The sequence below is a fragment of the Nocardiopsis sp. NPDC006832 genome, assembly GCF_040635885.1.
Taxonomy (GTDB): Bacteria; Actinomycetota; Actinomycetes; order Streptosporangiales; family Streptosporangiaceae; genus Nocardiopsis.
Window position 1 is genome coordinate 47631 of the sequence record NZ_JBEYLC010000004.1, and the last position, 21179, is coordinate 68809.

Below are 21179 nucleotides of genomic sequence, written 5' to 3' on the forward strand. Positions count from 1 at the left end.
CCCCGGGGCCGAGGGCGTCGGCAGGATCCGAGGCGGGCGGGTCTTGGTGGGGAGGGACGACGGGCGCTTGCCGCCCCTCCCCGGTCCGATGGGTGCCTCAAGGCACGCCGGGCGACCTACAGGTCGATCCCCACGATGTCCTCCGGACGCACCGGCGCGTGCGTGAGCGGACGCCTGGTCGCGTCGCGCACCGCGGCCACGATCGCCGGGGTCGACGACAGCGTCGGAGGCTCGCCCGCGCCGCGCAGACCGTACGGAGCGTGCGGGTCGGGTCGCTCCAACACGTCGATGCGCATCGGCGGGGTGTCGAGGATGGTCGGGATGAGGTAGTCGGTGAAGGACGGGTTGCGGATCTCGCTGTCCTTGACCTGGATCTCCTCCATCAGCGCCAACCCCAGACCCTGGGCGGAACCACCCTGGATCTGACCGGCCAGCTGCTGCGGGTGCAGGATCTTGCCCACGTCCTGGACGGCGTCCAGGGCCACGACCTTCACCAGGCCCAGCTCCACGTCCACGTCCACCACGGCACGGTGCACGCACATGCCGAACTGGTTGTGCGAGTCGCCCTGCCCCAGGTCCGGGTCGATCATCTCGGTGGGCCGGTGGTGGTACTCACGGGTGTGCTCCACCACCTCGCCGCCCTGGGCGGACTCGCCCAGGAGGTCGGCCAGGGACACCAGCACACCGTCGGTGGCGGAGACGAGCTTGCCGCCGTCCAGCGCCAACCCGGTGTCCTCGACCCCGGCCGGCACCAGACCCTTGCCCCGGGCCAGTTCGAACACCTCGGCGCGCACAGACGCGCACGCCGTGCGCACCGCGCCACCGGTCATGTACGACTGGCGCGAGGCCGAGGAGGAGCCGGCCGAACCCACCTGGGTGTCGGAGGGCGCGATCACGACCTTCTCCACACCCAACTCCGTGCGGGCGATCTGGCCCTTGACCGTCACCAGTCCCTGGCCGACCTCCGCGGCCGCGGTGTGCACCAGCACCACCGGTTCGCCGTTGACGACCTCCAAACGGACACGGGCGGTGGAGTAGTCGTCGAACCCTTCGGAGAAGCACAGGTTCTTGAGGCCCACGCCGTAGCCCACGCCGCGCACCACACCCTCGCCGCGGGTGGTTCCGGCCACGCCGCCGGGCAGGGTGCGCTGGTCGGTGGGATCCTCCAACTCGGTGCGCTCCACCGGCATCGGCAGGTCACGGCATCGCTCCAACATCTCCGCCATGGGCAGCGGCATGTCGATCTCCTGGCCGGTGATGATCCGGGAGCCCTGCGCCATGGCGTTCTTGACCCGAAGGTCCACCGGGTGCATGCCCAGCTTCTCCGCGAGCTTGTCCATCTGCGACTCATAACCGAAGCAGGCCTGCACCGCGCCGAAACCGCGCATCGCCCCGCACGGCGGGTTGGTGGTGTACACCCCGTAGGCGTCCACCAGCACGTTCGGCACCTCATAGGGGCCGATCCCCAGGGAGGAGGCCACGCCCACCACCGCGGGGGTGGCCGACGCGTACGCGCCGCCGTCCACGATGATCTCCAGGGTGGCGTACAGCAGGGTGCCGTCCGCCTTGGCGCCGTGCTCGTAGCGCATCTTGGCCGGGTGGCGGTGCACGTGCCCGTAGAAGGACTCCTCCCGGTTGTAGACGAACTTGACCGGCTTGCCGGTGTGCAGCGCCAGCATGCACGCGTGGATCTGCATCGACAGGTCCTCGCGGGCACCGAACGCGCCGCCCACGCCCGCCAGGGTCAGCCGCACCTTGTCCTGGGGCAACCCCAGAGCCGGCGCGATCTGCTTCTGGTCCACGTGCAGCCACTGGGTGGCCACGTACAGGTCCACCCCGCCGTCCTCGGCCGGGACCGCCATGCCCGACTCCGGGCCCAGGAACGCCTGGTCCTGCATGCCCACCTCGTACTCGGTGGCCACCACGGCGTCGGCCTCGGCGCGCAGCCTCTCCAGGGTCTCCTCCTGACCCTCCTTGGAGCCGGCCACGTCCACGAACGAGCCGGTACGGATGGGCTGGTAGCGCAGCCGGTTACCGCTCTGGTTGAACTCGGGGTGCTCGGGCAGCTCGCCCTTGTCGTGCACCAGCGGGTAGTCGGGGTCCAGGGCCGCGCGCCGGGAGTCGCTCACCGGGGCCAGCACCTCGTAGTCGACCTTGATGCGCTCCATCGCCCGTCGGGCGGTCTCGGGGTGGTCGGCGGCCACGATCGCCACCGACTCGCCCTTATAACGCACCTTGTCGAAGGCCAGCACCGGCTGGTCCTGGTGCTCCAGGCCGTAGCGCTTGGTGCCGGGAACGTCCTCGTGGGTCAGCACCGCCTGCACACCGGGCACCTTGAGCGCCTCGGTGATGTCGATGCCGAGGATCCTCGCGTGCGGGTGGGGGCTGCGCAGGGTGGCGCCCCACAGCATGTCCTCCATCCACATGTCCGACGAGTAGGCGAATTCGCCGGTCACCTTCAGCGTGCCGTCCGGGCGGCGCGGGCTGGCGCCCACGCCGTCCTTGGTCGTGCTGGAAAGGTCCGTGACGGTACGGGTCGTCGCCGCCATCAGCGGCTCACCTCCTGGGTCAGACTCCGGTGTGCGGCGCGACCGCGCGCGGCGGCGCTCTGGGCCGACAAAGTGCGCATTTCGCCGTGGTCGACGACGGTGTTCCCGCCGACGAGCAGGCGCTCCAGGGGCGGCGTGGGACCGAACACCATCGCCACCACCGGGTCGTCGATGACATCGTGGCCGAACCCGTCCACCCGCCACAGGGCCAGGTCGGCGAGCTTGCCCACCGACAACGACCCCAATTCGCGGTCGCGGCCCAGCACCCGGGCGCCACCCAGCGTGGCCATCTCCAGGGACTGTCGGGCGGTGAGGGCCTGCGGCCCCTTGCGGGCCCGGGCCATCAGCAGGGCCTGGTGCATCTCGCCGGCCATCGAGGTCAGCTCGCTGGAGGCGGGACCGTCCACGCCCAGACCGACCTTGGCGCCGGCCTCCAGCAGTTCGGTCACCCGGCAGATGCCCGCGCCAAGGCGGGCGTTGGAGGTGGGGCAGTGCGCCACACCGGTGCCGGTGGCCGCGATCCGGCCGATCGCGGAGTCCGACAGGTGCACCGCGTGCGCGAACCACACGTCATCGCCCAGCCAGCCCAGCTTCTCGGCGTACTCCACGGGGGTGCACCCGAACTCGGCCAGGCACTTCTCCTCCTCGTCGAGGGTCTCGGCCAGGTGGGTGTGCAGCCGCGCCCCCTTGTCACGGGCCAACGTCGCGGCGTCGACCATCAACTCCCGGGAGACCGAGAACGGTGAGCAGGGGGCCACCGCGATCCGGGTCATGGAGTCGAAGGAGGTGTCGTGGTAGGTGTCGATCGCCGCGGCGGTACCCGCCAGGGCACCCGCCAAGGACTCCACGACACTGTCCGGGGGAAGACCGCCCTGGCTGTGGCCGCGGTCCATCGAACCGCGCGCCAGGTCCAGACGAATACCCACCTCACGGGCGGCCTCGACCTCGGCGGCCACGATGTCACCGCGCCCGGCCGGATAGATGTAGTGGTGGTCCGAGGCGGTCGTGCAGCCCGACAGCGCCAGGTGCGTCAGTCCGGCCGACGTCGTCCCGGAGACCACCTCGGCGTCCAGACGGTGCCAGATCTCGTAGGAACCCACCAACCACTCGAAGAGGGTGCCGTCGGCGAACAGGCCCTGGGTCGCCCACTGGTAGAGGTGGTTGTGCGTGTTGACCAGACCGGGGGTGACCACGCATCCACGGCCGTCGATCCGCTCGAAGTCGCCCTCCACGATGGGGGCGGGGCCGGCGCCCACAGCGGCGACGCGCCCATCGCGCACCACGACGTGACCGTCGGCGTACTCGGGGCCGTCCACCGTCACCACGTGGGCGCCCTCGATCACGATGGCCTTGCTCATGAGGCGCTCCCGGCCTCGGCGCGGCGCTCGGCGGCCAGGTGCACCGCGTCGATGATCTTCTCGTACCCGGTGCAACGGCACAGGTTGCCGGCCAGGGCCTCACGGATCTCGGCGTCGGCCGGGGCGTCCTTGCCGCAGCCCACGGTGCGCTCCAGCAGGTCGTCGGTCTGCACCAACAGACCGGGGGTGCAAAAGCCGCACTGCACGGCGCCCGCCTCCACGAACGCCTCCTGAACGTCGCCCAGGGTACGGTCGCCGCCCTTGCCCGGCTCCTTGGCCAGACCCTCCACGGTGCCGACCTCGCGGCCCTCGGCCTGCCCGGCGGCGATCATGCACGAACACGCGGTCACACCGTCGAAGTAGACCGTGCACGACCCGCATTCGCCCTGTTCACAGGCGTTCTTGCTGCCCGGCAGGCCCAAGCGCTCCCGCAGCACGTACAACAGGCTCTCGCCCGGCCAGACGTTGTCGGCGGTGACGTCCTCACCGTTGACCTTGAAATTCACGCGCATCGTGAGGACTCCTTCCGGTAGTCGGTGACGGACCAGCTCAGGGCACGGCGGGCCATGACCGACAGGGCGTGCTTGCGGTAGTCGGCGCTGCCGCGCTGGTCGTCGATGGGACGGGCGGCCGCGGCCACCAGATCACCGAAACGGCGCACCACGGACTCGGCCAGGGGACGACCGTCCTCCCAATCGAACTCGGCCTCCAAGAACTCCTCGGCGGCCTCGGCGCGCAGCGGGGTCGGCCCGGCCGAGCCCACCCCGGTGCCCACCTTCCGGTTGTCGGTGTCCAACGCCAGCGAGAAGGAGGTCACGGCGATGACCATGGCGTTGCGGGTACCGATCTTGGCGAATTGTTGCGGCCCGGTGGCGCGCGGAAGCAGGATCGCGGTGATCAGCTCGTCCTCGGCCAGGGCCGTCTTGCGCAACGACAGGTAGAAGTCGCGCGCCTTGACCCTGCGGGTGCCGCGCACCGACGCCACCTCGATCTCGGCGTCCGCGGCCAGCAGCGGCGGATGAGACTCCCCGGCGGGGGAGGCCCCGCCCAGGTTGCCGCCGACGGTGCCCCGGTTGCGGATCTGTGGGGAGGCCACCGAACGGGAGGCCTTGGCCAACGCCGGCGCGGCACCGCTCAGGTGCTCGATGACCTTGGTGTAGGGGACCCCGGCGCCCAACCGGGTGTGGTCACCGTCGGTGCCCCACTCGGTCAGCTCCGGGACCCGGGTCAGGTCGATCAGGGCCGGAGGTCGGCTCTTATCGAAGTTCAACGCCACCATCACGTCGGTACCGCCCATGATGGGCACACCGTCGGGGTGGGCGCTCCTGGCCTCTAGGGCCTCCACCAACGTGGAGGGCCTCAGGAATTCCATGCTCGTCCTCGTCCTGCGCTGTGGTCCGGCCGCGTCCTGGTCGACGCGAACCTTCGATGGAACCGGCGATCTCGGTTACTAGGGGGCGATCTTGTGAAGTACACCACTCGAAATCCAGACCAGACCAGGCGTCGATGACATGAAGTGACCTGGGAACGAACAGCGATCGTTGGTCGTTTCCTCCAAATGACATCGGTGAGAACATCGAGGGACCCGGCCGCGGTGCCCCACGGGCCCATCTTGGGACACACTGTGTCCTGAGCCGGAGCCATCCCAGGTGGGGACACGCCCACACGAACACGAAGGAAGTCCATGCAGATCAGTGACCTGCTCGCCGTCAAGAGACTGCACCTGCGGTTCCTGACGGGGGCGGAGCACGCCCACCGCGACATCCGGTGGGCCTACACCACTGACCTGCTCGAACCCGCGCGTTACCTGCGCGGCGGCGAATTCGTGCTCACGGGCATGATGTGGCGTACCCGACCAGAGGACTCCGAGACCTTCGTGACCTCGATCCTGAGCGCGGGCGCCGTGGCCGTGGGCGCCGGAACCGCCTTGGGCGAGATTCCCGACGACCTCATCGCCGCCTGTCGCGCCCACGACGTGCCCCTCGTGGAGATCCCCGCGGAGACCTCCTTCGGCGCGGTCACCGAAGAGGTCCTGCGTTCGCTCACCCAACGCCGCTTCACCACCATCGCCGAGACCCGCGACCGGCACCGTCGCCTCATGGCCGACGTCGCCTCCGGAGCCGACTTCCCCGGGGCGTTCGCCGCGGCCGCGACCCAGGCCGGACTCCGGGCCTGGGTGCTCTCCTCCACCGGCCGCACCATCGCCTCCGTCGAGGACTCGCTCACGGCCGGGGAACGCGAACACCTCGCCGCCAAAGCCCTCACCTGGTCCTCCTTCCCCCACGGCACCCGGCTCCCGGGGGAGAACGACGGCGGCCGCGCCGTCACCGTCCTTCCCGTGCGGGCCAAGGAGTCCCACCCGCTCTCCGGGTGGCTGTTGGTTGTCACCGGCGACCACGCCGACTGGAGCGAGGAGGTGCACGAGACCGTCGCCGAACTCGTCTCCATCGGCGTCCTGGCCCGCAGCCGCGAGGAGGAACGCGCCCTGACCACGGCCCGGCACCTGGAGGGCCTGCCGCGCCTGCTCGCCGCCCAGCGCTTCGACGAGGTCACCGCGCTGCTGAGGGGCACCGGTGACAGACCCGCGCCCGACGACCGCTCCCACGTGGTGGTCAGCGCCATGATGCTGCCCGAACCCCGGGTGCCCGACCTGGCCCGTCGTGTGGTCGCCGAACTGGTCGCCGACCACCCCGGCGCCGTCGTCACCGGCGACAACGACGCCCTGGCGGTCATCCCGGTGGAGGGCACCGACGAACAGGCCCGAGCCCGGGGCGAGGCCCTGCGCACCGAGCTCGTCCACCGTGCCCGGGTCCTGGAACCCGGCCTGCTCGACTACCGGCTGGCCATCGGCCTGAGCTCCGCCGCCCGCGGCATCGGCGAACTGCGCGGCGCCGCCGTGGAGGCCCGCCACGCCCGTCGCCTGGCCGAACTACGCGGCGGCCGCTCCCGCGTCATCGCCGGAGCCGAGATCGACTCCCACGAACTCTTGCTGGCCTCGGTCCCCGAGGAGGTGCAGACCTCCTACCGCGAACGCCTCCTGGGCCCGCTCATCGTCTACGACCGCGACCACCGCTCCGAGCTGGTGGAGACCCTGGAACGGTTCCTGGACCACTCCGGTTCCTGGCAGCGCTGCGCCGCCGCCATGCACGTCCACGTCAACACCCTGCGTTACCGCATCGGTCGGGTGGAGGAGTTGACCGGGCGCGACCTGAGCAACCTCGAACATCGCGTCGACCTGTTCCTGGCGCTCAAACTGCGCGACTGAACGCGGTCTGTCACCGGCCGGGTCTAGGGTTCGGTGCGTGAGCACCGACCTTCTCGCCAAGACCGAGATCACCGACGCCGACCTGTCCGAACTCGACCTGCGTGACGCCCTGGCCGAGGACCCGGGCGCCCCTCGGATCCTGACCCGCTGCGACCTGCGCGGGGCCGACCTGCGCGACGCCCACCTGGTGAACGCCCGCCTGGTCGACTGCAGGTTGGACGGTGCCCGCCTGGAACGGGCGGTGCTGGAGGGAGCGGTGGTGACCGGTGGCAGCGCCTCGGGTGCTTTCCTGAACCACTCCGACTGCACCGACGCCCGCTTCGAGCGCGTGGACCTGGCCAACACCCGCTGGCAGGGCGCCCTGCTCACCGACACCGCCTTCCACGGCTGCCGGATGACCGGCGCGGGCCTGAACTCGCTGCGCGGCATCGGCTACACCTTCGCCCAGTGCAACCTCATGTTGGCCCGCTGCAAGGGGATCGTCCTGCGTGGACAGACCCTGGAGGGCCTGCGCATGGACGAGGCCGACCTGGCGGCGGCGGACCTGCGCGAAACGGTGTGGGTGGAGTCGCGCCTGCGTGGCGCGCACCTGGTGGGCGCGAAGTTCGGCGGGGCCGACCTGCGCGGCGCGGACCTGGGGGAGGTGCCCCTGGAACAGGCCGGTTACCTCAGGGGAGCGACGATCGGCCCGGTCCAGGCCGGACTGATCCTGGCCTCTTTGGGCATCACCGTCGCCGAGTAGGCGGGACGAGGGGCGAGGCGTCGCAGGCCCCGCCCCGGCAGGTTCAGCGATCGGAATTTTTCGGGTGGCGCAGACCCGGGGCTTCAGTCCTGGGGATAGCCGCCTTTCCGCGAACGGGAACATTAAACAGCCCTTTGCCATACAATGAGTTGCACGTCCGTCACCCTGTGCTCGAACCGCAACATCACCTTCCAGTGCGCCTTCCACGTGGTCTGGTGCCCCAAGTACCGGGGCCGCGTCCTCGGCGGTCGCATTGAGGAACGGCTGAAGCAGATCGTGCGCGAGGTCGTGACCGACAAGGAAGCGTGGCTGGTGGAGACGGAGGTCATGCCCGACCACGTGCACCTGCTTGTGGAGGTCGCCCCCCAGTTCGGAGTGCGCTGGCTTGTCAAGGCCATCAAGGGCCGCTCCTCCCGACTGTTGCGCGACGAGTTCCCGCACTTGAAGTCCCGTCTGCCGCTCCTGTGGACGAACAGCTACTTCGTGGCCACCGTCGGAGGCGTCCCGCTGGTAGCGATCAAACAGTACGTGCACAACCAGAAGAGCCGCTGAGAGAGGAGGTGTTCCACGATGTTGACGGGTCGCCGCTACCGGCTTGCCCTGACCGACGATCAGGAGGCGATGTGCACCGAGTTCGGTGACATCTGCCGGGCCGTGTGGAACACCGCCCTGGATCAGCGCCGCCAGTACGTGGACCGCCACACCCGGGGCCGAAACGGTGAGTTCTGCGGATACCACCTTCAGGCCGGGCAGCTCGCCGAAGCCAAGGCGGAAGAGACCTGGCTCAAGGCCGCCCCCTCGCATGTGCTTCAGCAGACCTTGAAGGACCTGGACCGGGCCTGCCGGGAGAAGGGCACCTTCAAGGTGCGGTGGCGGGCCAAGCACCGGTGGATGCCCTCGTTCCGGTTCCCCGCTGGGAACCTCATCACCATGGAGAAGCTGAACCGCAAGTGGTCACGGGCCAAACTGCCCAAGCTCGGATGGGTGCGGCTGCGCTCCTCCCGCCCGATCGGCGGAACCATCCGCTCGGCGACCGTGTCCCGCAAGGGCGGTCACTGGTCTGTGTCGTTCCTCGTGGAGGACGGGCTGTTCACCCCCGAGCACCACCCGGGCACCCCGGTAGGGGTGGACCGGGGCGTGGCCGTGGCGGCAACCTTGTCCACGGGCGAGTTCCATGACCGGCCCTTCGTCACTGACGGAGAGAAGTCCCGACACATGCGGTTGCAGCGCAAGCTGTCCCGGCAGAAGAAGGGGTCGACGAATCGGACCAAGACGCTCAAGGCCATGGGCCGCATCACCACCCGGGCTGTGGACCGGCGCGGCGATTTCACCGCACAGACCGCTCACACGCTGACCACCCGGCACAGCACGGTCGTGTTGGAGGACCTTCGCACCACCAACATGACCGCTAGTGCCTCGGGCACCGTGGAAGCACCCGGCAGGCAGGTACGCCAGAAGGCCGGGCTCAACCGGGCCATCCTCGACAAAGGGTGGCACCGGCTCGAACTCGCGCTGCGCAACGCCGCGCGTGAGACCGGCACGCAGATCGTGTTGGTCGATCCCGCGTACACGTCTCAGACGTGTCACCGGTGTCTGCATGTGGATCCGAAGTCCCGCAAGAGTCAAGCGGTCTTCGAGTGCACCAGGTGCGGTCACCGGTGTCACGCCGATGTGAACGCGGCCAAGAACATCCTTCGCGCCGCAGGGCATGCGGTGCCGGCCTGTGGAGACCTCGCCGTTAGGCGGTCCGTGAAGCAGGAACCAGCGTCCCCGCAAGGGGCAGCGCACCAACCGGCTTTGCCGCTGGTTGGAATCTCCCGCCTTTAGGCGTGGGGAGGAAGTCAAGCACAACCGGCCGGCCCACCCCTGGACGGTGGCAGAACTGGCCGAACGGTGCGGGATCTCCCGATCGGCCCTGGCCCGCGCCTTCACGGCCCTGGTGGGTACCCCGCCCATGACCTACCTGGCGGAGTGGCGGGTGTGCATGGCCGCCGAGCGGTTGCGCACCACCGACGAGACCGTGGACACCATCGCCCGCCGGGTCGGCTATTCCACCGCCTTCGCTCTCAGCGCCGCCTTCAAACGCGTTCGCGGCACCACCCCCACCGCCCACCGGCGCGGAAAACCGGTGGAGACGCCCGCCCCGGCCGCCCTGACCTGAAACCGAGGATCGGGGGCGGTCGCAGTCTCAGTCGACATGGTCGACGACGTAGGCCTTGAAGAAGTCATCGCCGCTGACGGTATCGGCGCCGCGGACCGGGGTCAGTCGGTCAGGACGCGGCGCAGCCACGGTAGCCGCTGACCCCGCGCGCTGCGGCTGAGGGCCGCGTCGGCGGCGATGGCGTCGAAGGAGTGGTAGCCGCCCGGCCACACGTGCAGCTCGGCGTGCCCGCCGACCTTCCAGATCCGGGATGCGAACTCGACCACCTCATCGCGGAAGGTCTCCGCCGTCCCCACCTCCAGGTAGGCCGGGGGCAGGTTCGACACGTCCTTCGCCCGGGCCGGTGCCGCGTAGGGCGAGGTGTCCGGGCCGCCCTGCGCGCCCTGGAGCAGGCAACCCCACCCGGTGTCGTTGGAGGCGCGATCCCACGTGCCCACCCCCGCCATCTGGTGGGCGGAGACCGAGTCGTTGCGGTCGTCCAGCATCGGGTAGAGCAGCAACTGCGCGCGAACCGCCGGACCACCGCGATCACGGGCCAACAGGTTGACGGCGGCGGCCAGACCGCCTCCGGCGCTGGCACCGCCCACCACCACGCGTTCGGGATCGACCCCCGACTCGGCGGCGTTCTCGTGCAACCACACCAACCCCGCGTAGCAGTCCTCCACCGGGGTCGGGTGCGGGTGCTCGGGCGCCAACCGGTAGCCCACCGACACCAGGACCAGGTCCAGTTCACGTGCGAGCTGAAGCAGTTCGGGGATCTCACCGCCGCGATGGGTTCCGCCGATCATCCCGCCGCCATGGATCCAGTACAGCGCCCCGGTGGTCGCGGTGGTCTCCTTCGGCCGCCACACGATCAACGGCACCGGGTGCCCGTCCGGTCCCGGCGCGGTGCGCTCGGACTCGACGAAGACCCCGCCCAGTGTCATGTCGGTCTCGTCCCCGGGGGCCAGACGAGCGGCGCGGACGCGCATCGCGTCGATCTGCTCCGGGACGATACCCGGCGGCATCTCGGCGTTGACCTGGGCCAGGGCGGGCAGCAGTTCGGGGTCGAAGGACGGGCGGGGAGTGGACATCGAGGCCTTCCACGAAGGAGTGACTGAGGTGGCGGAACCCTACCGAAAGCGACATCGGGGCCCGGTCGGCACCCCGCCCCTGAGCGTCGAAGTCCCCGAAGTCCCCGGCCCCTCAGGCGTCCAACGCCCGATCGATGAGTGCGTGCGCGCGCGGCACCCGCCGACGCCCCTCGTCCATCCACAGGCAGTCCTGGAGCAGCCGCACCCGCGTCCAGGCCCGTGCGCGGGCCCGGTCCAGCCCGGCCACCTCGGTGAGCAGGTCGAACCTGCGCCTGGTGGCCCGCACCGGGTCGCCGGTCTCCTCCGCCTCGACCCATCGGTTGCGCAGGGCCGGCAGCAACTCGAAACCGGGATCGCCCACCAGTGGCTTGGGATCGATCGCCAACCAGTCGCCCCGGTCGGTTCCCTGCAGCGGTGCGAGCACGTTCTCGTAGTGTAGGTCCCAGTGCAGCAGCCGGTCGCCCGGGTCGGCGGCGAGCTCGTCGGCGATGGCCGCCCAGCGTTCCAGCACCGGTCGCCAGGGCTCCTCCAGATGGGCGGCCCTGGCCCGTCCTCGATCGGCGATGTCACGGGTGATGGGCCCGAGCCCGCGCATCCCCTCCGGGCCCTGGTGGGCGGTCAGCCGAGCCAACAGGGAACCGATGACCTCCAGGGCCGGCTCCAGGGGTTCCTCGTCCAGACGTCGACCCGGGTCGAGGGCCTCCAACAGCATCGCCCCGGTCCGAGGGCTGTGGTCGAGCAGTCGAACCGCGCCCTCCCCGTCCCAGACGCGCAGGGCCAGGGGCTCCCCTTCGGTCTCGGGATCCTGGGGCTGGATCTTGAGCACCGCCGAAGTGCCATCGGCGCGACGTACGGGCACCACCAGGGCCACCGCCCCGTGCATGCTCTCGCCGGCCACGGTCAGCCCCCACTCGTCGAGGTGCCGCACCGTCAGCCCGGGAAGCCGGCGCGCCCACTCCGGGCCGAAGAAGGAGGTGACGGATTCGACCAGGGCCCGTGGCACGGTGACGGGGTGGACGGAGGCGTTGTCCATGGAAGGTCTCCTCGGGTCGGGTCCGCCCCACGATGGCGGGTGCGGGCCGGTGCGCGCACCCGCTTTTCGTCATCGGTTCCGCACCCTGCGACGCACTGGTCGCCCCCGTGCCCGTCGTCCCCTGCTCAGCGCGTCGACCATCCCGCCCAGCGCCGGTTTGCTCCGGTAGTCCTCGTCGAAGGGCAGCGCGGAATCGTAACCGGGGAACCATTCGGGGATCCACGAATGGGCGTCGGTCACCCCCCACACGCTCACGCCCACACAACGCGAGACCTCCAGGCACGCCTCCACGGCCCGCCGGTACTCCTCGGCCTGGTCCGAGACCGCATCGTCGGTGACCGGTTCGGCGATGCGCACGTCCAGTTCGCTGATCTCCACGTCCAGGCCCAGGTCCGTGAAGCGTCGCATGTTCTCGGCCAGGTCCTCGGGTACGTCGCCGTGCACGAAGTGCCCTTGGAACCCGATGCCGTGCAACGGCACCCCCTGCTCCAACAACCCGGAGGCGAGCTCGTACAGGGCGTCGGCCTTGTCCCCGCCACCCTCGATCCCGAACTCGTTGATGTAGAGCCGGGCCTGTGGGTCGACCTCGTGCGCCATCCGCAACGCCTCGGCGATGTAGTCCTCGCCCAAGGTCTGGTACCAGAGGTTCTCGCGCAGCTCGGGGCCGCCGTCCTCGAAGGGTTCGTTGATCACGTCCCAGGAGTCGACCCGACCCTGGTAGCGGCCCAGCAACGCCTCCATGTGCTCGCGCATGACCTCGCGCAGCTCGTCGGCGTCGTAGAAACCCTGCGCCAGCCACTCGGGCTGCTGGTTGTGCCACAACAGGGTGTGTCCGCGGATGTCCAGGCCGTGCTTCTCGGCGAAGTCGACCACGGTGTCGGGGCCGCTCCAGTCGAACTCATGACGCTCGGGTTGGACGTGCACCCACTTCATCGTGTTCTCCGCGGTCACCGCCGTGTAGTGGTCGGTGACAACGTCCTGGTAGTCCGAATCGTCCCGCAATGGGTCGACCGCCACGGCCACACCCAACTTGATGCCGTGCGACTCGGCCAACCCGGGCAGGTCGCTCCCCGGTTCCTCCGCCGGTCCGGGCAGGACCAGCACCGCCACCGCCGCCACCACGAGGACCACCACGCACACCGCCCCCACCGCGAGCAGCGGCCCTCGCCCGCGTGTGGTCGTGCGCCCGAGCCCCTCGGTCGTCTTCCGCACCCTGTGGCCCCCGCCCTCTAGCGACCGACGGTGACCGGGAACGTGGCCAGACCACGGACGGTCAACGTGTCGCGCCGGGTGGGCATCGCCGTGGGCCGCAGCCCCGGGACCCTGCGACTCAGCGTCCGCAGGGCGATCTGCCCCTCCAACCGGGCCAACGGGGCGCCCAGGCAGTAGTGCGTTCCGCCGGAGAAGGCCAGATGCTCCGCGGCGTCGGGCCGGGTGATGTCGAAACGGTCGGGGTCGTCGAAGTGCTCGGGGTCGCGGTTGGCGGACCCGAGCAGGCAGATGACCTGCTGACCTGCGCCGATGGGAACCCCTTCGACCTCGGTGTCCTCACGGGCCCAGCGCCCGGTGAGTTGGACCGGCGAGTCGTAGCGCAGGGTCTCCTCCACCGCCCCGGCCGCCATCTCCGGGTCATCGACCAGGCGTTCCCACTCCTCACGGTGGCGAAGCAGCGCCATCGTCCCGTTCCCGATCAGGTTCACCGTGGTCTCGAACCCGGCCACCAACAACAGACGGAACATCGACCCCAGTTCGGACGCGGTCAACGCGCCCTCGTCGAAGTGGGCGACCAGATCGGAGACCACGTCCTCACGCGGGTCCGCCCGCCGTTCGACCATCAAGCGTTCGAGCAACGCGTCCAAATCTGCCGTCGCCTGTCGGATCCGGCCGAGCTGGCGCGCCGAACGGGCCCCGTCCAGGGCGGCGCCGATGACGTTCCCGATGCGGTCGAAGTCGGCCCGATCCTCCTCCGGCACCCCCAACAGGTGACTGATCACCATGATGGGCAAGGGCTGGGCGAAGTCGCGCATCAGGTCGAACCCACCGCGCCGCACGGCGCTGTCGATCAGATCGTCGGCGATCTTCTGGATCACCAACCGGTAGTCCTCCATCCGGCGAGGGGAGAAGGCCGGCTTGGCCAGCTTGCGCAACCGGGTGTGGTCGGGCGGGTCGCGCTGTAGGAACGACAGGTCCATCACGTCGAACTGATCGGGGACCGCCATCTCCGAGGGCGGCGCGACCCCGAAGGCACGGTCGCGCAGGACCCGGTGGACGGCCGCGCGCGTGGTGGCGGCGTGGAAGGGCAACCTGCTGGAGACCACCGGACCCCGCTCGCGCAGCCGCCGATAGGTCGGAAAGGGGTTCTCCCGCCAAGGCCAGTGCAGGAGGCGGCTGGGGTGGTCCCCGCTCTGGGCGGCCAACCACGACACGCCGTTGGCGGTGCGCAGTCGCGCGTCGATACGAAGGGTCTGGAGAGTCTTCACGGGCGCGCCTCATCCTGTCGGTGGTGTGTTCCGACCCTAGATCGGCCTTCCCCCGTGAACCGGTCCGCCCGCCTGGTTGGCCGTGTGTGGCCAGGTGGGAACCATGGGCCCCGGCCCACTCGTTTCCCGAGCCCTTTCGCACGTGTGCGGTGGACGCGACGAACTCCACGCACCGGCACGGGATCACACACGTCGACGATGGTTTCGGTGGGGGTGCCACGCCCTAGACTGGGGCCTCGTTCCACTAAGGACAACGCCGTACAGGCCGGAGGTAGAGGACGTTGGGGCCGCTAGAGAGCACTGATCCGGAGCGGATCGGCCGTTACCGGCTGATCGGGCGTTTGGGCGCCGGTGGTATGGGTCAGGTGTTCTTCGGACGCTCGGCCGGCGGCCGCGCCGTCGCGATCAAGCGCATCCATCCGCACATGGCGGCGGACACCTCCTTCCGGGAGAGGTTCGCCCGCGAGGTGAACGCGGCCCGTCAGGTCAGTGGTGCGTTCACCGCACCGGTGATCGACGCCGGGCCCGACGACGAGGTGCCCTGGCTGGTGACCTCCTACGTTCCCTCACTGCCCCTGGACGAGGCGGTGCAGGCGCACGGTCCGCTGCCGGAGTCGTCGGTGCGGGTGCTGGCCGCCGGCCTGGCCGAGGCACTGGCCGAGATCCACCGGGTGGGGTTGATCCACCGCGACCTCAAGCCCGGCAACGTACTGCTGTCCGAGGACGGCCCGCGAGTGATCGACTTCGGGATCGCGCGGGCCACCGACGGCACCGCGGCCACCCAGTCGGTGATCGGCACCCCGGGCTTCATGAGTCCCGAACAGGTGCAGGGCGAGGCGCTCACCCCCGCCAGCGACCTGTTCGCCTACGGAGCGGTACTGGCCCACGCGGCCTCGGGTGGCGGGCCCTTCGGCGAGGGCAACATGCCCACCATGGTCATGCGCATCATCAGCAAGGAACCCGACCTGTCGGGTGTGCCCGAGTCGCTGCGGCACCTGGTGGCGGCCTGTCTGTCCAAGGACGTCAAGGGTCGCCCCGGCCCCGGCGAGATCCTGGACTACCTGGGCGACGTGCACGCCGGTTCGTCCTGGCTGCCGCCCGCGGTGATGATGGGCGTGCAGGAACAGGTGGCCAAGGTCAACAAGGCCCTGGCGACCTCGACGGCCGACCCTGGCGCCACCGGTGGTCACCAGCGCACAGAGGTGCTGGGCGCGGGCGGGGTCGCGGCCCTGGGCGGGGCGGCCGGAGCGGTCGCCGGAGCCGCCGCCGCGGGCGCGATGGGTGATGACCAGGCCACCCGGGTGGCCGGCCATGGGCAGGACCCCTCGGCAGGGGAGACCTCGGTCCTGGGCGGTCAGGGGCAGCAGACCGGGCAGGGATATCAGCCCACCCAGCAGTATCAACAGGGCTACCAGCCCACACAGCAGGGATACCAGCCCACGCAGCGGTTCCCGGGTGCCCAACAGCAGGCGGGTCCGCCCGCCACCGCGGGTTATGACGCCACCCGACAGCAGCGGCCCGAGGACGATGACCCCTACGCCGACCTGTACGGGGAACGTCGCGGTGCGACCGATCCGCGCCAGGACCAGTATCGCCAGGCCGAGGAACAGCGTCGCCGGCAGATGGAGCAGCAGCGCCATCAGGCCGAGGAACAGCGCCGTAGGCAGGAACAGCAGGACGAACAGCGCCGTCGGCAGGAGGCCGAGCGTGCCCACCGTGACCGGCTGCGCGCCGAGCAGGACGCGGCCCGTCGGGCGCAGTCGGAGGCCCGCCGCGCCGACCAGCCCGGCCTGTGGGGCTTCGTCAAGCTGCTGCCGTTGCTCATCATTCCGCTGATCCAGATCCCGCTGGGTTATGGCGCGGCGTTGGCATGGACGTGGTTCACGACCGAGACCGACGTGTGGACGGGCGTTCCGTACTACTTCGAGCCCTGGAGCATGGACTCGTTCTGGCACGCGACCATGCTGGGCTACTTCATCCTCAACAACCTGGTGGCGTTGGAGTTCCTGGTGCGGTCGTTGCGGACCTCGTTCGTGACCGGCGCGGTGCTGGCGCTGGGTGTGATCGCCGCGACCAACGGGTTGCTGTACAGCTTCGGTTTCTGGGCCTGAGGCTCCGAAGGCACACCGAACCGACTCAAGGCGGGGGCGGGGGACCGACAAGGTTTCCCGCCCCCGCCTCATTGGTGTGATCAGTCGGTGTCCGCGCAGCTCGTAGCGGCTATGGCCTCGAAATTCGGGTTCACTTAACGTGTGCTCAGTTGAGCTGTGCGTGAAAAATCAGCCCGAAACCCTATTGTGGCGGGGTTTCGCTCTTGTTAAGTTGCACCACAAGCTGCATGGGAACGCTCCCAAATTCGGGTTCCCGTGAATGGTAGTCACAAAGACCGACGGAGAAGCACCGTGCACCGACCCCGCTCCCTGGTGTCCCTGGCGGCTCTCGCCCTCACCATCCCCCTCCTGGCCCACGCCGCGCCCGCGTCGGCCGAGACCGGACTCCACGTCGACGACCAGGGTCGACTGGTCCACGCCGACGGCACCGAACTGATCATGCGCGGCGTCAGCCACCCCCACGCCTGGTTCACCGATCGCACCCCCACCGCCCTCGTCGACATCGCCGACCTGGGCGCCAACACCGTGCGCGTCGTCCTCAGCAGCGGCGACCGCTGGGACCGCACCGACGAAGACCAACTCCAGGACATCGTCGCCCAGTGCGCAGACCTGGGCCTGGTGTGCGTGTTGGAGGTCCACGACACCACCGGCTACGGCGAGGACGCCGAGGCGGCCACCCTGGACCAGGCCGTCGACTACTGGATCGACGTCCAAAGCGCCCTCCAGGGCGCCGAAGACCACATCATCGTCAACATCGGCAACGAGCCCTACGGCAACGACGAGACCACCAACCAGGGCTGGGCACCCGACACCTCCGACGCGATCGTGCGCCTACGCGAGGCCGGGTTCGACCACACACTGGTCGTGGACGCCCCCAACTGGGGCCAGGACTGGCAGGGCACCATGCGCGAGGCCGCCCCCGAGGTCGCCGACGCGGATCCCCACGACAACACCGTCTTCTCCATCCACATGTACGGCGTCTACGAACAGGAGTCGACCGTCGTCGACTACCTGGAACACTTCACCGACGCCGGAGTTCCCCTGATCATCGGCGAGTTCGGCCACGACCACAGCGACGGCGACCCCGACGAGGACGCCATCATGGCCCACGCCGACCGCCTGGGACTGGGCTACATCGGCTGGTCCTGGAGCGGCAACAGCGGAGGCGTGGAATACCTCGACATGGTCGAGGACTTCGACGCCGACCGGATGACCGGGTGGGGAGAGCGCATCTTCCACGGCCCCAACGGCATCGCCACCGGTGACTGAGGAACGCGCTCCGCTCAACACCGAACCCCCGCGAACCCCCCTCGAAAGGACACCCCCCATGAGAACGCTCGCCAGGACCGGAGCCCTCACCGCCTCGGCCGCCCTCGTCGGCGGCCTGGCCCTGACCTTGAGCGCGGAGTCGGCCGAGGCGCACGGCGCCTTCACCTACCCGGCCAGCCGCACCTACGCCTGCTACGCCGACGGCATCGAGGGCGGCCAGGGCGGCAACGTCGAGCCCACCAACCCCGCCTGCGCCGACGCCCTGGAGGAGGGCGGCAGCTACCCGTTCTGGAACTGGTTCGGCAACCTGATCAGCGACGCCGACGGCCGCCACCAGGAGGTCGTGGCCGACGGCGAGCTGTGCGGTCCCACCGCCGACTTCGCCGCCTTCAACGCGGTGCGCTCGGACTGGCCCACCACGTCGCTGCCCTCGGGGCAGACGGTCGAGTTCCACCACAACGCCTGGGCCCACCACCCCGGCACCTTCTACACCTACGTCACGAGCCCGGGTTGGTCGCCCGACTCCCCGCTGAACTGGTCCGACCTGGAGCTGATCAACGAGGTCACCGACCCGCCGCTGAGCGAGGGCGGAGTCGAGGGCGCCGAGTACCGCTGGGACGTCGACCTGCCCGAACGTTCGGGTCAGCACATCATCTACGTGGTCTGGGAGCGCTCCGACAGCCCCGAGGCCTTCTACAACTGCTCCGACGTCGTCTTCCAATAGGCGGCCTTCGTCTCGCGCCGCCGCTTCGCCCGGGCCCATCCGTCGCCCACCACCGGCCCTCGGCGAAGGAGACGCTCTGGCGCCTTCGGTGTGATGGTGAAAAGCGTGCCATCCCACCGTCGGCACCTCCTCGGGTTCCCGGAGGACAGGGCCTGAGGGCGCCCGAAAGGCGACCCCTCGTGGTCCTCCCTCTGGGGATGGGGCCCGGTCTCGCAGGAGGAGGCCGGGCCCTCGACCCGTTCACCGCCCGGGAGCCACCCGGCGCACGACCCGGTCACCGGCGCCGAGGCGCCTGGCCCAGCAGGTGGACCAGGGCGCGGCGAGCCGAGTCCACGTGCTCCTCGGCGGCCCGGGCCGGCTCCTCGCCGGGGCCGCGGCTCATCAGGCGCACCAGGTGGTGGTGTTCGGCCACCAACAGGTCGCGATAGTGGGCCTGGTCGTGTTCGATGCGGGTCAGCTGGATCAGGCGTACCTGGGAGCGCACGCCGTGCCAGGCGTCGGTGAGGCGGCTGTTGTCGGCGATGGCGTAGACACGGTCGTGGAAGGCCAGGTCCAGGGCGATCAGGGTCAGTCCGTCGGCGTCACCCTCCAGGGCGCGTGCCATGGCCTGGACCAGTGCTTCGAGTTCGGCCAGGTGGGCGGGGGTCATGCGGGAGGCGGCGGTGAGGGTGGCCAACCGGTCCAGGGCGGCCCGCACGGTGTAGACCTCGTCGACGTCCTTTGGACCCACATCGATCACGCGGGCGCCGCGGTGCCACTCGCTGCGCACGAGCCCCTCGCGTTCGAGCATGGCCAGTCCCTCGCGCACCGACCCGCGGCTCACGTCCAGGGAGGCGGCCAGTTCGACCTCGCGCAGGGGAGAGCCGGGGGAGACCCGTCCGTCCAGGATGGACTCTCGGACGCGGTCGGCCGCTTCGTGGGCCAGGCCCCGTCTGCGGGCTCGTCGCATTCCACCGTTATCGCCGTCGTCTCGTGCCACGTCGCAAAAGTGTACGGCGTACACCGGCGCGGACAAGAATCCTTCGGGTCTCGGTACCGCTTCGATGTACAAATGTTGACATTGTGACAACACAGGGTCGAATATGGGGCCCCGTACGGGGTTTCGACTCCGTGGTCCGGGTCCCGTCCTGACCCGGACCACGGGCTCTCCGATTCTCTCAGGGTGCCCCGGCCCTTCTTCACGCCCGCGCTCGTTCGCGGTGCCCTTTCCTCTCTCGCGTCGCCCTCGAAGGCGCTGCCCAGGCTCGGTCATCCGACCTTTTCGCTGTTCACGTGTCTGAAATGTGCCTCAAGCACGTCTTGACCCGGTGATCGGGATCACTTATGTTCACCTTAAGAACACGTGTTCGCAAAGCGTACATCCGTGTGTTTCGCGCCCCCCGTTGGAGATCCCATGCGCCTGTCCCCGGCACTCGCGGTCGCCGCGTCCGCCGCACTCCTGGCCACCGCGGCCTGTTCCCCCTCAGAGGAGGGCACGGGCGAAGGAGAACTCACCACCGTCACCGCCGGCGTCATCCCCATCGTGGACGTCGCCCCCATCTACCTGGGCGTCGACCAGGGGTTCTTCAGTGACCGCGGCATCGACCTGCGACTGGAGTCCGGTTCCGGCGGCGCCGCCATCGTCCCCGGCGTCATCAGCGGTGAGTTCGACTTCGCCTTCAGCAACATCGTCTCGCTCATCGTCGCCCGCGAGCAGGGACTGCCCCTGACCACGCTCACCAACGGCGTCACCAGCGCGGGAGAACAGGGCGCCGACTTCGGTGGCGTGTTCGTCCTCGACGACAGCGACGTCACCGGCGCCGCCGACCTCGAAGGCCTGACCGTGGCCGCCAACAACCTCAACAACATCGGCGACACCACCGTCCGCCAGTCCGTGCGCGCCGACGGCGGCGACCCCGCCGAGGTCGACTTCGTCGAACTGCCCTTCCCCGACATGCCCGCCGCGTTGGAGACCGGCCAGATCGACGCCGTCTGGGCCGTGGAACCGTTCGCCTCCACCATCCGAGACGCCGGCCACCGCGAGATCGCCTCCAACTTCGTCGACACCCACCCCGATCTGTCCGTGGCCGCCTACTTCACCGGCGAGGACCGCCTGGCCCAGGACCCCGAACTCTTCGCCGACATCACCGCGGCCCTGGAGGAGTCCCTGGCCTACGCCGAGGACAACCCCGACGAGGTCCGCCGCATCCTCGGCACCTACACCGAGATCGACGAAGCGGTCATCGAGCAGATGGTCCTGCCCCGCTTCCCCGCGCGGATCAACGACGAATCCGTCCAGACCCTGGCCGAACTGATGGTCACCGACGGACTCATCGAGTCCGAGCCCGACCTGGACGCGCTCCTGCCCTGACCCGCCCACGCCCCACCTTCCGAACCACCACAGCCCCCCGCCGGTGTCCCCATCCAGTCCCTGT

17 protein-coding genes and 1 pseudogene are annotated in these 21179 nt (G+C 69.8%); 9 read left to right on the top strand and 9 right to left on the bottom strand.

Translation table 11 applies throughout. From position 1 onward, the window contains the following. Positions 1-116: 116 nt before the first annotated feature. Genes ABZ717_RS03005 through ABZ717_RS03020 form a run of 4 tightly spaced genes read right to left on the bottom strand, consistent with a single transcriptional unit; the run spans position 117 to position 5279 of the window. Positions 117-2549 (bottom strand): molybdopterin cofactor-binding domain-containing protein, encoded by a 2433-nt coding sequence (locus ABZ717_RS03005; protein ID WP_358504670.1) that lies wholly within the window; start codon positions 2547-2549, stop codon positions 117-119. Further along, positions 2549-3907 (bottom strand): 8-oxoguanine deaminase, encoded by a 1359-nt coding sequence (locus ABZ717_RS03010; RefSeq protein WP_358504672.1) that lies wholly within the window; start codon positions 3905-3907, stop codon positions 2549-2551. The genes ABZ717_RS03005 and ABZ717_RS03010 overlap by 1 nt, the downstream gene beginning before the upstream one ends. Beyond that, a complete protein-coding gene (locus tag ABZ717_RS03015) occupies positions 3904-4419 on the bottom strand; it encodes a (2Fe-2S)-binding protein (RefSeq protein WP_087100726.1) in 516 nt (171 codons plus the stop codon). Before ABZ717_RS03015 ends, ABZ717_RS03010 begins: the two co-directional genes overlap by 4 nt. Beyond that, entirely contained in the window at positions 4410-5279 is an 870-nt protein-coding gene (locus ABZ717_RS03020) for an FAD binding domain-containing protein (protein WP_358504675.1), read from the bottom strand. Before ABZ717_RS03020 ends, ABZ717_RS03015 begins: the two co-directional genes overlap by 10 nt. Positions 5280-5591: 312 nt before the next feature. Here ABZ717_RS03020 and ABZ717_RS03025 point away from each other — a divergent pair, with 312 nt between their 5' ends. From ABZ717_RS03025 to ABZ717_RS03045, 5 genes and pseudogenes are all read left to right on the top strand, one after another. Beyond that, positions 5592-7172, top strand: a complete 1581-nt coding sequence (locus ABZ717_RS03025; RefSeq protein WP_358504678.1) for a PucR family transcriptional regulator ligand-binding domain-containing protein — start codon at positions 5592-5594, stop codon at positions 7170-7172. 37 nt (positions 7173-7209) lie between these two features. Next, positions 7210-7914: a pentapeptide repeat-containing protein gene (locus ABZ717_RS03030; protein WP_358504681.1), complete on the top strand. Its 705-nt coding sequence runs from the start codon at positions 7210-7212 to the stop codon at positions 7912-7914. 144 nt (positions 7915-8058) lie between these two features. After that, on the top strand, positions 8059-8466 hold the full coding sequence (tnpA, locus tag ABZ717_RS03035) for an IS200/IS605 family transposase (protein ID WP_358504684.1): 408 nt from the start codon (positions 8059-8061) through the stop codon (positions 8464-8466). An 18-nt stretch (positions 8467-8484) separates the two neighbouring features. Continuing rightward, a complete protein-coding gene (locus tag ABZ717_RS03040) occupies positions 8485-9741 on the top strand; it encodes a transposase (RefSeq protein ID WP_358504687.1) in 1257 nt (418 codons plus the stop codon). Positions 9742-9754: 13 nt separating this feature from the next. Continuing rightward, positions 9755-10075 (top strand): annotated as a pseudogene (locus tag ABZ717_RS03045) (helix-turn-helix transcriptional regulator); the annotation flags it as partial. 101 nt (positions 10076-10176) lie between these two features. Here the strand turns inward: ABZ717_RS03045 and ABZ717_RS03050 are convergent. The 4 genes from ABZ717_RS03050 to ABZ717_RS03065 form a co-directional block, all read right to left on the bottom strand. Then, positions 10177-11148, bottom strand: a complete 972-nt coding sequence (locus tag ABZ717_RS03050) for an alpha/beta hydrolase (protein WP_358504689.1) — start codon at positions 11146-11148, stop codon at positions 10177-10179. Positions 11149-11260: 112 nt separating this feature from the next. Then, on the bottom strand, positions 11261-12181 hold the full coding sequence (locus ABZ717_RS03055) for an aminoglycoside phosphotransferase family protein (RefSeq protein WP_358504692.1): 921 nt from the start codon (positions 12179-12181) through the stop codon (positions 11261-11263). A 69-nt stretch (positions 12182-12250) separates the two neighbouring features. Further along, complete coding sequence (locus ABZ717_RS03060; protein WP_358504695.1) at positions 12251-13393, bottom strand: endo-1,4-beta-xylanase; 1143 nt, start codon at positions 13391-13393, stop codon at positions 12251-12253. A gap of 17 nt (positions 13394-13410) precedes the next feature. Next, positions 13411-14661 carry a cytochrome P450 gene (locus tag ABZ717_RS03065; protein WP_358504698.1) on the bottom strand — a complete coding sequence of 417 codons (1251 nt, stop codon included), beginning with the start codon at positions 14659-14661 and terminating at the stop codon, positions 13411-13413. Between the two features lie 281 nt (positions 14662-14942). Here ABZ717_RS03065 and ABZ717_RS03070 point away from each other — a divergent pair, with 281 nt between their 5' ends. From ABZ717_RS03070 to ABZ717_RS03080, 3 genes are all read left to right on the top strand, one after another. Beyond that, a complete protein-coding gene (locus ABZ717_RS03070) occupies positions 14943-16772 on the top strand; it encodes a protein kinase (protein WP_358504700.1) in 1830 nt (609 codons plus the stop codon). A gap of 291 nt (positions 16773-17063) precedes the next feature. Beyond that, the gene (locus ABZ717_RS03075) at positions 17064-18041 is read left to right on the top strand and encodes a glycoside hydrolase family 5 protein (RefSeq protein WP_358504703.1); all 978 of its coding nucleotides are present in this window, start codon (positions 17064-17066) and stop codon (positions 18039-18041) included. Positions 18042-18099: 58 nt separating this feature from the next. Further along, positions 18100-18765 (top strand): lytic polysaccharide monooxygenase, encoded by a 666-nt coding sequence (locus ABZ717_RS03080; RefSeq protein WP_358504706.1) that lies wholly within the window; start codon positions 18100-18102, stop codon positions 18763-18765. A 274-nt stretch (positions 18766-19039) separates the two neighbouring features. Here the strand turns inward: ABZ717_RS03080 and ABZ717_RS03085 are convergent, their stop codons facing one another. Continuing rightward, a complete protein-coding gene (locus ABZ717_RS03085) occupies positions 19040-19744 on the bottom strand; it encodes a GntR family transcriptional regulator (protein WP_358504709.1) in 705 nt (234 codons plus the stop codon). Between the two features lie 414 nt (positions 19745-20158). On the opposite strand from ABZ717_RS03085, the gene ABZ717_RS03090 reads away from it, so the two are divergent. Further along, entirely contained in the window at positions 20159-21115 is a 957-nt protein-coding gene (locus ABZ717_RS03090; protein WP_358504711.1) for an ABC transporter substrate-binding protein, read from the top strand. Positions 21116-21179: the final 64 nt, after the last annotated feature.

Excerpts from the sequence above, each read along its gene's own strand:
- ABZ717_RS03025 (WP_358504678.1), top strand. The coding sequence starts at position 5,592 with ATGCAGATCAGTGACCTGCTCGCCGTCAAGAGACTGCACCTGCGGTTC.
- ABZ717_RS03050 (WP_358504689.1), bottom strand. The coding sequence starts at position 11,148 with ATGTCCACTCCCCGCCCGTCCTTCGACCCCGAACTGCTGCCCGCCCTG.
- ABZ717_RS03055 (WP_358504692.1), bottom strand. The coding sequence starts at position 12,181 with ATGGACAACGCCTCCGTCCACCCCGTCACCGTGCCACGGGCCCTGGTC.
- ABZ717_RS03010 (WP_358504672.1), bottom strand. The coding sequence starts at position 3,907 with ATGAGCAAGGCCATCGTGATCGAGGGCGCCCACGTGGTGACGGTGGAC.
- ABZ717_RS03080 (WP_358504706.1), top strand. The coding sequence starts at position 18,100 with ATGAGAACGCTCGCCAGGACCGGAGCCCTCACCGCCTCGGCCGCCCTC.
- ABZ717_RS03005 (WP_358504670.1), bottom strand. The coding sequence starts at position 2,549 with ATGGCGGCGACGACCCGTACCGTCACGGACCTTTCCAGCACGACCAAG.
- ABZ717_RS03015 (WP_087100726.1), bottom strand. The coding sequence starts at position 4,419 with ATGCGCGTGAATTTCAAGGTCAACGGTGAGGACGTCACCGCCGACAAC.
- ABZ717_RS03040 (WP_358504687.1), top strand. The coding sequence starts at position 8,485 with ATGTTGACGGGTCGCCGCTACCGGCTTGCCCTGACCGACGATCAGGAG.
- ABZ717_RS03020 (WP_358504675.1), bottom strand. The coding sequence starts at position 5,279 with ATGGAATTCCTGAGGCCCTCCACGTTGGTGGAGGCCCTAGAGGCCAGG.
- tnpA (WP_358504684.1), top strand. The coding sequence starts at position 8,059 with ATGAGTTGCACGTCCGTCACCCTGTGCTCGAACCGCAACATCACCTTC.
- ABZ717_RS03090 (WP_358504711.1), top strand. The coding sequence starts at position 20,159 with ATGCGCCTGTCCCCGGCACTCGCGGTCGCCGCGTCCGCCGCACTCCTG.